Source organism: Ruegeria sp. F11 (assembly GCF_056533855.1).
In genome coordinates this window covers 293,611-306,430 of the sequence record NZ_JBQFOW010000001.1, presented here as the reverse complement: position 1 = coordinate 306,430, position 12,820 = coordinate 293,611, and the positions used below count along the sequence as shown (strand labels likewise).

Annotated in this window: 15 protein-coding genes and 1 tRNA gene; 9 read left to right on the top strand and 7 right to left on the bottom strand. The window is 61.6% G+C overall.

Annotated elements, in window-relative coordinates; all coding sequences use genetic code 11:
* Positions 1-40: 40 nt before the first annotated feature.
* The 8 genes from ACR0NJ_RS01545 to ACR0NJ_RS01510 all read left to right on the top strand — a co-directional run bounded on the left by ACR0NJ_RS01545 (position 41) and on the right by ACR0NJ_RS01510 (position 5,376).
* Entirely contained in the window at positions 41-577 is a 537-nt protein-coding gene (locus ACR0NJ_RS01545; protein ID WP_480815546.1) for a YceD family protein, read from the top strand.
* Between the two features lie 206 nt (positions 578-783).
* Entirely contained in the window at positions 784-990 is a 207-nt protein-coding gene (rpmF, locus tag ACR0NJ_RS01540; RefSeq protein WP_008756996.1) for a 50S ribosomal protein L32, read from the top strand.
* Between the two features lie 24 nt (positions 991-1,014).
* The gene (gene plsX / locus ACR0NJ_RS01535; protein WP_480815366.1) at positions 1,015-2,103 is read left to right on the top strand and encodes a phosphate acyltransferase PlsX; all 1,089 of its coding nucleotides are present in this window, start codon (positions 1,015-1,017) and stop codon (positions 2,101-2,103) included.
* Positions 2,104-2,123: 20 nt separating this feature from the next.
* A complete protein-coding gene (locus ACR0NJ_RS01530; RefSeq protein WP_480815365.1) occupies positions 2,124-3,095 on the top strand; it encodes a beta-ketoacyl-ACP synthase III in 972 nt (323 codons plus the stop codon).
* Between the two features lie 96 nt (positions 3,096-3,191).
* A complete protein-coding gene (ihfA, locus tag ACR0NJ_RS01525) occupies positions 3,192-3,494 on the top strand; it encodes an integration host factor subunit alpha (protein WP_008755922.1) in 303 nt (100 codons plus the stop codon).
* Positions 3,495-3,512: 18 nt separating this feature from the next.
* Positions 3,513-4,100, top strand: a complete 588-nt coding sequence (locus ACR0NJ_RS01520) for a MerR family transcriptional regulator (protein ID WP_480815364.1) — start codon at positions 3,513-3,515, stop codon at positions 4,098-4,100.
* A 61-nt stretch (positions 4,101-4,161) separates the two neighbouring features.
* Positions 4,162-4,238: transfer RNA gene (locus tag ACR0NJ_RS01515), tRNA-Pro, on the top strand.
* A 61-nt stretch (positions 4,239-4,299) separates the two neighbouring features.
* The gene (locus ACR0NJ_RS01510; RefSeq protein ID WP_480815363.1) at positions 4,300-5,376 is read left to right on the top strand and encodes a 2'-deoxycytidine 5'-triphosphate deaminase; all 1,077 of its coding nucleotides are present in this window, start codon (positions 4,300-4,302) and stop codon (positions 5,374-5,376) included.
* Here ACR0NJ_RS01510 and ACR0NJ_RS01505 read toward each other — a convergent pair.
* The 6 genes from ACR0NJ_RS01505 to argS form a co-directional block, all read right to left on the bottom strand.
* Positions 5,373-5,603: a hypothetical protein gene (locus tag ACR0NJ_RS01505; RefSeq protein WP_480815362.1), complete on the bottom strand. Its 231-nt coding sequence runs from the start codon at positions 5,601-5,603 to the stop codon at positions 5,373-5,375. The two genes, ACR0NJ_RS01510 and ACR0NJ_RS01505, sit on opposite strands and share 4 nt — an antisense overlap.
* Positions 5,604-5,667: 64 nt before the next feature.
* A complete protein-coding gene (gene scpB, locus ACR0NJ_RS01500; protein ID WP_480815361.1) occupies positions 5,668-6,318 on the bottom strand; it encodes an SMC-Scp complex subunit ScpB in 651 nt (216 codons plus the stop codon).
* Positions 6,311-7,105 (bottom strand): segregation and condensation protein A, encoded by a 795-nt coding sequence (locus ACR0NJ_RS01495; RefSeq protein ID WP_480815360.1) that lies wholly within the window; start codon positions 7,103-7,105, stop codon positions 6,311-6,313. The genes scpB and ACR0NJ_RS01495 overlap by 8 nt, the downstream gene beginning before the upstream one ends.
* Positions 7,095-8,102, bottom strand: coding sequence for a beta-N-acetylhexosaminidase (nagZ, locus tag ACR0NJ_RS01490; protein ID WP_480815359.1), 1,008 nt, complete (start codon positions 8,100-8,102; stop codon positions 7,095-7,097). The genes ACR0NJ_RS01495 and nagZ overlap by 11 nt, the downstream gene beginning before the upstream one ends.
* On the bottom strand, positions 8,099-9,148 hold the full coding sequence (locus tag ACR0NJ_RS01485; protein ID WP_480815358.1) for an SPOR domain-containing protein: 1,050 nt from the start codon (positions 9,146-9,148) through the stop codon (positions 8,099-8,101). Before ACR0NJ_RS01485 ends, nagZ begins: the two co-directional genes overlap by 4 nt.
* 88 nt (positions 9,149-9,236) lie before the next feature.
* The gene (gene argS, locus ACR0NJ_RS01480) at positions 9,237-10,988 is read right to left on the bottom strand and encodes an arginine--tRNA ligase (protein ID WP_480815357.1); all 1,752 of its coding nucleotides are present in this window, start codon (positions 10,986-10,988) and stop codon (positions 9,237-9,239) included.
* A gap of 133 nt (positions 10,989-11,121) precedes the next feature.
* Between argS and ACR0NJ_RS01475 the strand changes: the two genes are divergently transcribed.
* Positions 11,122-11,673 (top strand): putative pterin-binding protein, encoded by a 552-nt coding sequence (locus ACR0NJ_RS01475; RefSeq protein ID WP_480815356.1) that lies wholly within the window; start codon positions 11,122-11,124, stop codon positions 11,671-11,673.
* Here the strand turns inward: ACR0NJ_RS01475 and ACR0NJ_RS01470 are convergent.
* The gene (locus tag ACR0NJ_RS01470; protein WP_480815355.1) at positions 11,655-12,812 is read right to left on the bottom strand and encodes a deoxyguanosinetriphosphate triphosphohydrolase; all 1,158 of its coding nucleotides are present in this window, start codon (positions 12,810-12,812) and stop codon (positions 11,655-11,657) included. The two genes, ACR0NJ_RS01475 and ACR0NJ_RS01470, sit on opposite strands and share 19 nt — an antisense overlap.
* Positions 12,813-12,820 lie beyond the last annotated feature (8 nt).

Below are 12,820 nucleotides of genomic sequence, written 5' to 3'. Positions count from 1 at the left end.
AGAAACCGCTGCCACGGTTCAACACAGGAAAGACTCTATGATGACTAACGTCACATCACTTCGGGTGGCCGATCTGCCGCAAAACGCCCCCACGCCCTTTGACCTGCGCCCGGGCGCGCAGGCGCTGGAAGCGCTGAAAAACGATCTTAACCTGCTGGGCCTGCGCAAACTCAGCTTTGTGGGTCAGGTCCGCGCGCAGGGCAAACGCGACTGGGAGTTGACCGGCAAGCTGGGCGCAACCGTGATTCAGCCCTGCGTCGTTACGCTGGAGCCGGTCACGACCCGGATCGACATCCCGGTGTCCCGCCTGTTTCTGGCCGACTGGACCGACCCGGACGAAGACGAGTTCGAAATCCCCAAAGGCGACGAGACCGAGCCCTTGGGTCCCGAGATCGACCCCGCGCAGGTGATGGCCGAGGCGCTGTCCCTCGCCCTGCCCCAATACCCGCGCAAGGATGGCGCGGAGCTCGGTCAGGCCGACTATACCGAACCGGGCAAACAGGCGATGACGGACGACGACGCCAAGCCCTTTGCCGGGTTGGCAGGATTGCGCGATGCGCTCAAAAAAGACGAGTGACAGGGCGCTGATTTCCTGTCATAGCAGGCGGTCAGAAAAATCGCTTGAACATACCGAGAATCGCAGTATTTTCGCGCGCTCATCGGATTTTGGGTTGGACATTGCGGGGCTCGTCCCCTAAACGCGCGTCAAACCACGATAAAACGAACTACGAAACCCGGGCTGGCAGCGAATCTGCCGCCCCCAGTCAGACAAAGGTTGAGACCATGGCCGTCCAACAGAACAAAGTTTCCAAGTCGCGTCGCAACAACCGCCGCGCACACGACGCTCTGGTTGCTGCAAACCCGAACGAATGCCCCAACTGCGGTGAACTGAAGCGCCCCCACCACGTTTGTGCATCCTGCGGCCACTATGATGATCGCGAAGTCGTCGCACAGGCCGACGAAATCGATCTGGACGAAGACGCAGCCTAAGCCTGATCGAGCGCAGGCCAAGGCATGACTGAACAACCCTCGCACGCCGGTCGGATCACCATCTCGGTAGACGCTATGGGTGGGGACGCGGGTCCCGCAGTCGTTGTTGCAGGCATTGCGAATTCGGCCAAAAAGAACCCCGATATCGGGTTTCTGCTGCACGGTCCGGAACAGACCTTGCGCAAGCTTGTCGCCAAACGACGTGTCCTTGATGGGCGCGTCGTTTTTCGTGATTGCCGCGATGTGGTCACGATGGAGGACAAGCCCAGTCAGGTGGTGCGCAACGGCAAGCAGACCTCGATGTGGTCCACGCTTGAGGCCGTGCGTCAGGGCGAGGCACACGGCGCGGTGTCCTGCGGCAATACCGGCGCGCTGATGGCGCTGTCGATGATGCGACTGCGCAAGTTGCCGGGCGTGAACCGGCCTGCCATCGCCATTCTATGGCCCTCGCGGAACCCGCAGGGGTTCAACGTAATGCTGGATGTCGGCGCGGATGTGCGCGCCGATGCCAAGGACCTGTTGCAATACGCTCTGATGGGTGCGTCTTACGCGCGCAACGGCATGGCGCTGACCCGCCCCCGGATCGGTCTGCTGAATGTGGGCACCGAGGAACACAAAGGCCGGGCGGAGTTGAAAGAAGCCCACGCCATGATCTCGGATTTCGCGGACCCTGCGAATTTCGATTTTGTAGGCTTTGTCGAAGGAAGCGACATTCCTGGCGACAAGGCCGATGTCATCGTGACTGACGGGTTCACCGGCAACGTCGCGATCAAGACCGGAGAAGGCACCGCAAGCCTGATCGGCGATCTGCTGCGGCAAGCGTTCAAGTATTCGCCCCTGTCCCGTTTGGCTTCGGTTCTGGCCATCACGTCGCTGAACCGGCTGAAAAAACGCATCGACCCGCGCCGGGTGAATGGCGGCGTTTTCCTTGGCCTGAACGGCACCGTGGTCAAATCCCATGGCGGCGCGGACGCGACCGGCGTGTCCGCGGCGGTCAAGCTGGCGTTCACCTTGGCCCAGTCAGGATTTGCCGAAAAATTGGCGGCACGGGTTGCATCAACGGCCCAGCTTGCCCAAGATGCCGCGCAATCTGCGCCGCAGACCGAAAAATAACAAAAAGGCAGTACCCCAACATGGCAGGCCGTTCAGTTGTTGTAGGTGTCGGGCATTATTTGCCTGAACGCGTTGTTCCGAATTCCGAGTTCGAAAAGACGCTGGACACAACCGATGAATGGATTCGGACCCGCTCGGGGATTGAACGCCGCCACTTTGCCGCAGATGGCCAAACAACGTCGGATCTGGCAACCCACGCGGCCGAGGCGGCGCTGGCCGATGCGGGGCTGACGGCGGATGATATCGACGCCATCGTCCTGGCCACCTCGACCGCCGATCTGACCTTTCCGTCTGCGGCGACGATGGTTCAGGCCCGGTTGGGCATGACCAATGGATTTGCTTTCGACGTTCAGGCCGTGTGCGCCGGATTCGTCTTTGCACTCAGCAACGCCGATGCTCTGATCCTGTCGGGTCAGGCCAAACGCGTTCTGGTGATCGGGGCCGAGACGTTTTCCCGAATCATGGACTGGACCGACCGATCCACTTGCGTCCTGTTCGGCGACGGCGCGGGCGCGCTGGTGCTTGAAGCGCAGGAGAGTGCAGGCACCCCTACAGACCGAGGCATTCTGGCAACCGATCTGAATTCGGACGGGCGCTACAAGGACCTGCTCTATGTCGACGGCGGTGTGTCGACTCATACGACCGGGCACCTACGGATGCAGGGCAATCAGGTCTTCCGTCATGCCGTTGAAAAGCTTGCAAAAACTGCTGAAACCGCCTTGGAACGCGCGGGTCTCAGCAGCGCTGATGTTGACTGGGTCGTGCCGCATCAGGCCAATATCCGCATCATTCAGGGCACCGCGAAGAAGATGGGCCTGCCGATGGAGAACGTGGTGGTCACCGTGCAGGATCACGGCAATACCTCTGCCGCCTCGATCCCTCTGGCCCTGTCGGTGGGCAAGGAACGCGGGCAGATCAAGCAGGGCGATCTGATTGTGACCGAGGCCATCGGCGGCGGTCTGGCCTGGGGCGCGGTGGCGCTGCGCTGGTAACAGGCGCAATCCGGCTTACACAGCCGCCTGCAATTCATTGATATTGACAGCGAATTTCCCCTGACCCTATTCTTTCCTATCAACAGGGGAATTGGCATGGGCGACAAAACACTGACCCGAATGGATCTGAGCGAGGCTGTCTTTCGCGAGGTAGGCCTCTCACGCAACGAAAGCGCGCAATTGGTCGAAAGCGTTCTGAACCACATGTCCGACGCGCTTGTGCGCGGCGAGCAGGTCAAGATTTCATCCTTCGGCACGTTCAGCGTTCGGGACAAAACCGCCCGCATCGGCCGCAACCCCAAAACCGGCGAAGAGGTTCCGATTCAACCCCGCCGCGTTCTGACCTTCCGCCCGTCGCACCTGATGAAGGATCGCGTCGCCGCCGGGAACCGCAAGTAAGTCAGAGGTCCCGCAGAGATGAGCAAGTCCCCCGACGCGTTTCGCACGATCAGTGAGGTTGCGGACTGGCTGGGAGTGCAGGCCCATGTGCTGCGATTCTGGGAAAGTCGGTTCAGTCAGGTCAAACCCGTGAAGCGCGCCGGTGGGCGGCGTTATTACCGGCCCAACGACATGCGCCTGCTGGGGGGCATCAAGAAGCTGCTGCACGAGGATGGCATCACCATCAAAGGCGTGCAGCGCATCCTGCGCGAACAGGGCGTGGCCAATGTTGCCGCCCTGTCTCAGCCGCTGGACGAACCTGCCGAGGCTGACGCCACAGTGGTCCCCTTCGCCGCGAAACAACCCGCCACGGCCGAGCAAATCCATATGGATCTGGACGAACCTTCGACGCCACAGGCCGCGCCAGAACACCCAAGCCCCGCCGCTGCATCTGCGGACCCTGCGCCGGCAGAGCCGGAGCTGGACACCGCCCCGCTGCTGGGTGGTGTCGCGTCGCTGGCCTGGAACCGCGACGAGTATGACGATACGCTTCTGGCCCGAATCGCACCGATTGCGCGGGACCTGCGCACGTGGTTGGATCGGGTGGAAACCAAGGTGGCCGGATAGGAAAAAAGGCATTGTTTTCCTCTTGCCCCTGCCGGGAAAATCTTTATGAACAGCCCAACGTCGGGCTATGGCGCAGCCTGGTAGCGCGTCCGTCTGGGGGACGGAAGGTCGCAGGTTCGAGTCCTGCTAGCCCGACCAAATCACACCGACGTTTATGGCACACAGGCCAGATCCCGCTCTGGCACATGAGGGGATCGGAATGACCGGCGTATGCCCGAACCAGCAGCTTGAGGCGATGATCGCGCGAGGTGAGATCACGGCCAGCCCCGAGATCATCCCGGCTCAAGTTCAACCCGCCAGCCTTGATTTACGATTGGGAACAGTGGCTTACCGTGTTCGCGCGTCGTTCCTTGCGGGCGAAAGCCGGTCTGTCGCCGACCGTCTGGCCGAGTTCGAAATGCACCGCATCGACATCACCGATGGCGCGGTTCTGGAAAAAGGCTGCGTCTATCTGGTGCCGCTGATGGAATCGTTGGCCCTGCCCGATGATGTCAGCGCCGTGGCCAACGCCAAAAGCTCGACCGGGCGGCTGGACCTGCTGACCCGCACCATCACCGATGGCGGCACTGAATTTGACCGCGTTCCCGCAGGCTACACCGGGCCTTTGTACGCCGAGATTTGCCCGCGCTCCTTCTCGGTCCTCGTCCGCCCCGGCATGCGTTTGAACCAGATCCGGTTCCGTCAGGGTCAGGCGGTTCTGACCGATGCGGAACTGACCGCGCTGCATATGGACTCGCCCCTTGTGGATGGGCCTGCGGTGATTCAGGACGGGTTGGGCTTTTCGGTCGACCTGCAACTGCCCGACACCGATCTGGTCGGCTATCGCGCCAAGCCGCATACCGGCGTCATAGACCTGGACCGGATCGGCGAATACGACCCGCAGGAATACTGGGAAGAGGTGCGCACCAATGATGGCCGCATCATCCTCGACCCCGGCGCGTTCTATATCCTCGTCAGCCGCGAGGCGGTTCATATCCCGCCAATGTATGCCGCCGAAATGGCCCCCTATCTGGCAATGGTCGGGGAGTTCCGGGTGCACTACGCAGGTTTCTTCGACCCCGGTTTCGGCCACGCCGCCGCCGGTGGTGCAGGCTCGCGCGGCGTGCTTGAGGTCCGCTGCCACGAAGCACCGTTTGTGCTGGAGCATGGTCAGGTTGTTGGGCGGCTGGTTTATGAACGGATGGCCGAGATGCCCACGCAGCTATACGGCGCGGGTATTGCGTCGAACTATCAGGGGCAAGGCCTGAAACTGTCGAAGCATTTCAAGGCGGGTTAGAACTTCATGAACCGGCGCATCTGTCGGGTCATCCGTTGCGCCTGTTTCATGTTCTGCTTTTGCCGCTTGGAACTGTCCGCCACCTGACGCTTGGCTTCCGGATCGCGCGGGGCTTGCCCCGGTTTGCCCGTCCGACTGGCCATGTCAAAGCCCTTGTCCACGCCACGTGTCACCAACCGCCGTATGACCTGACGCACGATCATGTCGATGATCCGGTTTGCGTTCATTGCTCAACTCCGTTTGCTGGGACACAACTTAAGGGGTCTTTGCGGTGGAAAAAGGGCCAGTTGGCTATTCTTCCTCGAAAAGTTCCGTCTGATCCTCGTCTGCCTCATCTTCGCGGCCCTCGCCCAGCGGAATCGCCCCCGGGGGCGGACGGTTTTCCAGCAGCCCTGCGGCGCGCAATTCCTTGAGCCCCGGCAAGTCGCGCGCATTTTCCAGCCCGAAGTGATCCAGAAACTGCGGCGTCACCACGAAAGTCACCGGACGACCCGGCGTCATGCGGCGGCGGCCCAGCCTGATCCACTCCATTTCCAGCAACTGGTCGATGGTGCCGCGCGAGACGGACACGCCGCGTATTTCCTCGATCTCGGCTCGGGTGCAGGGCTGATGATAGGCGACAATAGCCAGCGTTTCGATGGCGGCGCGGCTCAGCTTGCGGGTTTCGACCGTTTCCTTCTGCATCAGAAAGCCCAGATCCGGTGCCGTCCGGATCGCCCAAGCCTCACCCACACGGACCACACGCACACCGCGCCCTTCATAGCGTTTTTGCAGCAATTCAACCGCTTGCGCCGCGTCGCTGCCATGGGGCATCCGGGCCTCAAGATCGGCCACGGTGACAGGTTCGGCGCTGGCGAACAGCACCGCTTCGACCATGCGCTCCTGTTCGGCCAAGGGGGGCGCTTCGAACAGCGTACCGGTCTCTTCGGGGGCGTCAGTCACGGGTTTCGGTCCTTTTCCGCAGATGGATCGGAGCGAAAGTCTCGCTCTGCTTGATCTCCATATGTCCTTCCTTCACCAGTTCCAGCGAGGCCGCAAAGGTCGCCGCCGTGGCGGACCTGCGGCGCACCGGATCGGCATCCCAGCCGTCGGGCAGATAGGTCTCCATATCCGTCCAAGCGCCGGCAAACCCGATCAGAGGGCGCATCCGTTCCAGCGCCTGTTCCATGGTAAAAACGGCGTCGCGGTCCATGACGAAGGGGCGGAATTCGTCGCGGGTGCGGATGCGCGCATAGCCCTGCATCAGGTCCAGCAGCGTCGCGGAATAGGTCACGGTGCGGATGCGGGTAACATCTTCGCCCTGCCCGCGTTTAAAGAAATCTCGACCTAGCTGATCGCGCGCCATCAACCGCGCGGCGACGTCCCGCATGGCCTGAAGACGTTCAAGCTGGAACGCCAGATGCGCGGCCAGCTCTTCGCCCGAGGGGCCTTCATCATCTGGGTCGGGTGGCAGCAGCAGGCGGGATTTCAGAAACGCCAGCCAGGCGGCCATGACCAGATAATCGGCGGCCAGTTCGATCCGCAGCGCGCGGGCCTTTTCGACAAAGGCCAGATATTGCTGTGCCAGCGCCAGAACCGAGATTTTCCGCAGGTCGACCTTTTGCGTCCGCGACAGGGTCAGCAGCACGTCCAGCGGGCCTTCGAACCCGTCGACGTCAACGATCAGCGCTTCGGCCGCAAGACGATCCGCGACCGAGACCGGGTCTTCGCTGAAAAGGTTATCGTTCATATACCTGCCCGCCCATTAGGGCAGATAGTTCCGCCTCGGCGGCTTGGATGTCAAGTTCCTGCGGGGCTTTGCGCATGGCCAGCGCACGCTCCGCGCGGGTTTGTGCCATGTCCGACATCTGACCTGCGGCTTCCAGCACTTCGGCGCGTTCCGCAAAGCTTCCGTTACAGTGCAGGACAACATCGCACCCCGCTTGCAATGCCTGCCGCGACAGGTCCGCGGCGGACCCGCTGAGCGCCTTCATCGAGATGTCGTCGGTCATGATCAGGCCTTTGAAGCCGATCACCTCGCGGATCACCTGCATCATCGGTGCTGAGATCGTTGCCGGCGTCGAGTCGATCTGTTCGAACACCAGATGCGCCGTCATCCCCATGGGCAGATCGTTCAGCGCGCGGAACGGCGCAAAGTCCGTCTCAGTCAGCTCTTCCAACGACAGGTCAACGCGTGGCAGGTCGAAATGGGTGTCCAGCGTCGCACGGCCGTGGCCGGGCATGTGCTTCACAACGGGCAAAACCCCGCCCTCCAGATGGGCCTTGGCCACCGCGCGCCCGATCTTTCCGATCTGGTCCGCGTCACTGCCGTAGCAGCGGTTTCGGAGAAAAGCATGGGTGTCGGCCCACGCCATGTCAGCCGTGGGGGCACAATTGCTGTCGATGCCTAGTTCGAACAGTTCGTGGGCAATCAGACGATAACGCAGATACATGGCCCGTTCGGCCTGATCCCCGGCGCGGTCCGCGTGATCAAGCGGGGGCAGCCACTCGCGGGCCAAAGGAGCGCGCAGGCGTTGCACACGCCCGCCCTCCTGATCAATGGTGATGGGGCAATTGCGGCCAACCGCCTCGCGGAAATCGTCGCACAGGGCACGGACCTGATCGGCAGTGTCGATATTGCGGGCAAACAGAATGAACCCGAACGGGTTCATCTGGCGGAACAGGGCGCGTTCCTCATCACTCAGGCGCAGACCTTCGGCATCGGTGATCGTCGCACCGAAATTCACCGAACGGCCACCGGGATGCAATCGGCCCCCTGTGCCACCAGCGCGGCGCAGAACTGGCGCGAGTCGCTCAGGTCATCGAAGCCCAGCACGCGCAGGCGGTAGAACGTGCGCCCACCACTTGAGGTTTTCTGGATAACGCGTTGTTTTCCATCCATATACTCGCCAAACCGACCGTTCAGCCTCGCCCATTCGGACTTGGCAACATCCACGCTTTCGTAAGCGCCCAACTGGGCCAGACGTGTCCCCTTGTTCAGGGTGTCGGGATCAACATCCAGACCCACGGCCGTTTTGACGGCGGCATTGATTGCGTCCTCGGCAGGCGCGCTGCGCAGGCTACGGGCCGGGCGGGTATGGGGCCGCAGAGACCGCCGCACACCGGGCAGCGCCGCCAGTTCCGGATCCGGCAGCGAGGCCGCCAGATCGGCGGGATCAATGGCAGGTTCCTCTTCGGGCAACGCCAGCGCGGCAACTTGGACGCCCTCGTCCTGCGGCTGTTCCTGTTTCGCCGCCTCTCCGGCCAGTTCCGCGACCAGAGCGTCAACGGCGTTCTGTCGCAGCTCAGCCGCTTCACGGTTCGAGATCGGCTCTTCAATCACATGCACCGCTTTTGTCGGCTTCAGTTCACCGGCGGGCAGGTCCTCATCGGTCAGGGACACCGGACGCGGTGCCAGGATCAGGCGATCTGCCGGGGCCGCAGCCGAACCTTCAGCCGCCACTGCATTCACGGCAAGGCCCTGGTGATCCGCAGGAGTGCCGCCGGGCTTTTCGGGCTGAATACGCATCGGTCCCTCTGCCGCGCGTACAACCGGAACGCCGCTGACATCCCTCATGACCAGCTTATAGCCCCAAACGCCAACCCCGACTACCAGCGCCACCGAGGCAACCGCACCCAGCACATTGACCGCACGCCCCAGACCAAAAGACCGCGCAGGCGCGGTGTGGTCCTGCATATCTTCGGGATACTCATACGCATCCTGCGCATGGGGTTGATTCGTGTACTGCGCGTGCTCGGGGCTTTCCTGCCCCGAGTAATCGTAACTCGTCATATCCGCCTCACCGCCCGTTTCGCGCCGTAAAATTGGGCGCGCGGGTCATTTCTTGCCTACCTCGTACCGGCGGTTCGGGCGATATTTGTTACCGCATCTCCTGCGCCGGAGTAACGCCAAGAATACCCAAGCCCGCTGAAATCACAACAGAAACGGCCCGGGCCAATGCGATTTTTGACTGGCTTGTGGCAACATCGCCATCCTGGATGAAACGCAGCTGGGTTTCATCATTGCCCTTGTTCCACAGCGCGTGGAAATCGCCTGCGAGTTCATACAGGTAGAAAGCAACCCGGTGCGGCTCATTGGTGCGGGCGGCAATTTCGACCAGACGCGGCCATTCGGCCAGCTTCTTGGCAACCGCCAGTTCGGACGGGTGGTCGATCTTGCCCCTGTCAGACGCGACGAGGGTCGTATCCTGCGCGTCAATCCCGGCCTCAGCCGCGCGGCGCAGCACGCTCATGACGCGGGCATGGGCGTATTGCACGTAGAACACCGGGTTCTCACGGCTTTGTTCCAGCACCTTGTCGAAATCGAAATCCAGCGAGGCATCATTGCGCCGTGTCAGCATGACAAAACGGGTAACGTCAGGCCCAACCTGCTCTAACACGTCGCGCAGGGTGATAAACGTCCCTGCCCGTTTCGACATCTTGAACGGCTCACCATTCTTGAACAGTTTCACAAGCTGCGTCAGCTTAATGTCGAAGGACACCCGCTTTTCGCTGTCCAAGGCCGCCACGATCGCTTTCATCCGTTTGACATAGCCGCCGTGATCGGCACCGAACACGTCGATGATGACGTCAAAACCACGTTTGATCTTGTCATAGTGATAAGCCAGATCGGGCGCGAAATAGGTCCAGCCGCCATCCGATTTCTGCACCGGACGGTCGACATCGTCGCCATATTCGGTCGCCTTGAACAGCATCTGTTCGCGCGGCTCCCAGTCCTCGGGCGGGGCTTTGCCCTTGGGCGGTTCCAGCACGCCGCGATAGACCAGCCCCATCCCTTTGAGCTCTTCCAGCGTCTTTTCGATCTTGCCACTGTCATAATACGACCACTCGGACGTCCAGACATCCATCTGAACCCCCAGCAAGCCCAGATCTTCGCGGATCTGCCGCATCATCTCGTCAATGGTGAAATCGCGGAAGGTGACAAGCCAGTCGGCCTCGGGCTTGTCGATCATGCTGTCGCCGAACTTCTCTTTCAGCGCCTCACCGACGGGCACGAGGTAATCGCCGGGGTACAGCCCCTCTTTGACCTCGAATTCCAGCCCGTTGGCCTCGCGGTAGCGTTCATAAGCCGACCGCGCCAGCACATCGACCTGCCCGCCGCCATCATTGACCCAGTATTCCCGGGTCACGTCGAACCCGGCATAATCCAGCAGACCCGCCAGCGCATCGCCAAACACCGCGCCCCGGCAATGGCCCACATGCAGCGGTCCGGTTGGGTTGGCCGAGACAAATTCCACATTCGCAGTCTTGCCCGCTCCCATGTCGGACTTGCCGTAATCCGTGCCCTTTTCCAGAACCGATCCCACAATGCCCTGCCAGACCGGCAGCGCCAACCGCAGGTTCAAAAACCCGGGGCCTGCGACCTCGGCGCTGGTGATCCGGTCATCCGCTGCCAGCTTACCTGCCAGAGCTTCGGCAATGTCGCGGGGCTTCATTCCGGCGGGCTTGGCCAAAACCATCGCTGCGTTGGTCGCCATGTCGCCATGCGCCGCATCGCGCGGAGGTTCGACCGCCACATTGTCAAAGCTCAACCCCTCGGGCAGCGTGCCTTCGGACTGCATTTTTGCCAGCGCGTCCAGTACAAGGGCGCGGATCTCGGAAAACAGGTTCATTTCGAATGTCCTTCTGCTTGCCGGGCGGTTTACCACGCAAAGCGCCAAGGTCAATGGACGCCTAAAGTTTGAGCTTGGTTCAGCCGCGCAGACCGGTAATGTCGAATTTGCAATACAACCGCCGGAGCCCCCAATGATGCGCCTTGCCTTGCCCCTTACCCTGTTGCTGACCGCCTCTTCTGTCTGGGCCGAAATGCCCGCGCCGCAGGGCCATGTGATCCTGACGCTGGGCGGCGCGGTTGACGAAACCAACCTGCCCGCGCGCCGCGAAAATGACGGCGGTTTGCTTGGGTTTCTTGAGGTCACCCATGACGGGGCCGCCGGTTTTGATGCCGCGATTCTGGACGGGCTTGAGCAGGTCGAGATCACCATCCCCTATGGCCCGCCGGACAACCAGCGCGACTATACCTTCGCGGGCCCGCTGCTGTCCGAAGTGATGAAGATGGCCGGCGCCGAGGGTAAAACCGCGCTGCCCATGGCGATGGACGGCTATCAGGCGGAAATTCCGTGGCAGAGCATTGAGACACACCAACCCATCGTAGCAACCCATGCCGACGGCGCGCCGATGGGCATCGGCGGCTATGGTCCCACGATGATTGTCTTCCCACCCACGGACGACGCCGACCTGAAGCAGGAACAAGCAGGCCAGCAGGTCTGGGCCATCGCCTACATCGCGATCGAGTGATCTCCGGTCAGCCGGGCATGGTCCTGCAATGCAAACCTGTCGGTCATGCCCGCGATATAGTCCGACACGATGCGGGCGAGCGCCGTTTCGCCTTGGGCCGCTTCGATGTCCGCATGCCAGCGCGCAGGCATTTGCCTTGGGTCGCTCAGATAAATTGGGAATAGCTCCTGAACGACCTTGCTGACCTCGGCCCGCACCTGCATCACCGCAGGCGCGCGGTACATTCGGGCAAAGAGAAAAGCGCGAATTTCTTTCAGTTGCGCCCAAAGACCGGCAGAGAACTGTACGACCGGGTAGCCCAGATGACGGACCTCCTCGACCGATTGAGCACCGGAGGCCTCGATCAGGTTTCGGGACGTATCAATGACATCCGACACCATAACGCCGAACACCCTGCGCAACGCCTCGTGCCGCCGCCGATAGGCATCAAGGCCGGGATATTTGCGATCCACCTCGGCATAGCAGTCGCCGACGATGGGCAGTTGCTCGATCTCGGCATCTGAAAAGAGCCCCGCCCGCAGCCCGTCCAGCAAATCGTGGTTGTTATAAGCTATGTCATCCGACAGCGCCGCCACCTGCGCCTCGGCACTGGCATGGGTGTGCAATTCCAGATCAAAGCCACCATTGCACTCGGCCAGCGCCCAGGGCAGTTCCCCCAACACGGGGCCATTGTGCTTGGCGATGCCTTCAAGGCACTCCCATGTCAGATTACAGCCGTCGAATTCCGCATAGTGCCTTTCTAGTTTCGTGACGATCCGGATCGCTTGCGCATTGTGATCGAAACCGCCATACGGCTGCATCAAAGCATGCAGAGCGTCCTCACCCGTATGACCAAACGGCGTGTGCCCTAGATCATGCGCCAATGCCACAGCTTCAGTCAGTTCCGGGTTCAGGCCCAAGGCCCCAGCAATGGTCCGCGCGACCTGCGCCACTTCAATGGAATGGGTCAGACGGGTGCGATAGCTGTCGCCCTCATGTTCGACAAAAACCTGCGTCTTGTGCTTGAGACGCCGAAAGGCGCTGGCATGAATGATCCTGTCCCTGTCGCGCTGAAAGCAGGACCGGAAACTGCTCTCCTCTTCCGGCACCAGCCGCCCCCTTGCGCGGCCCGGATCCGAGGCAAAACCCGCTCGCTCCACTCGTCTTG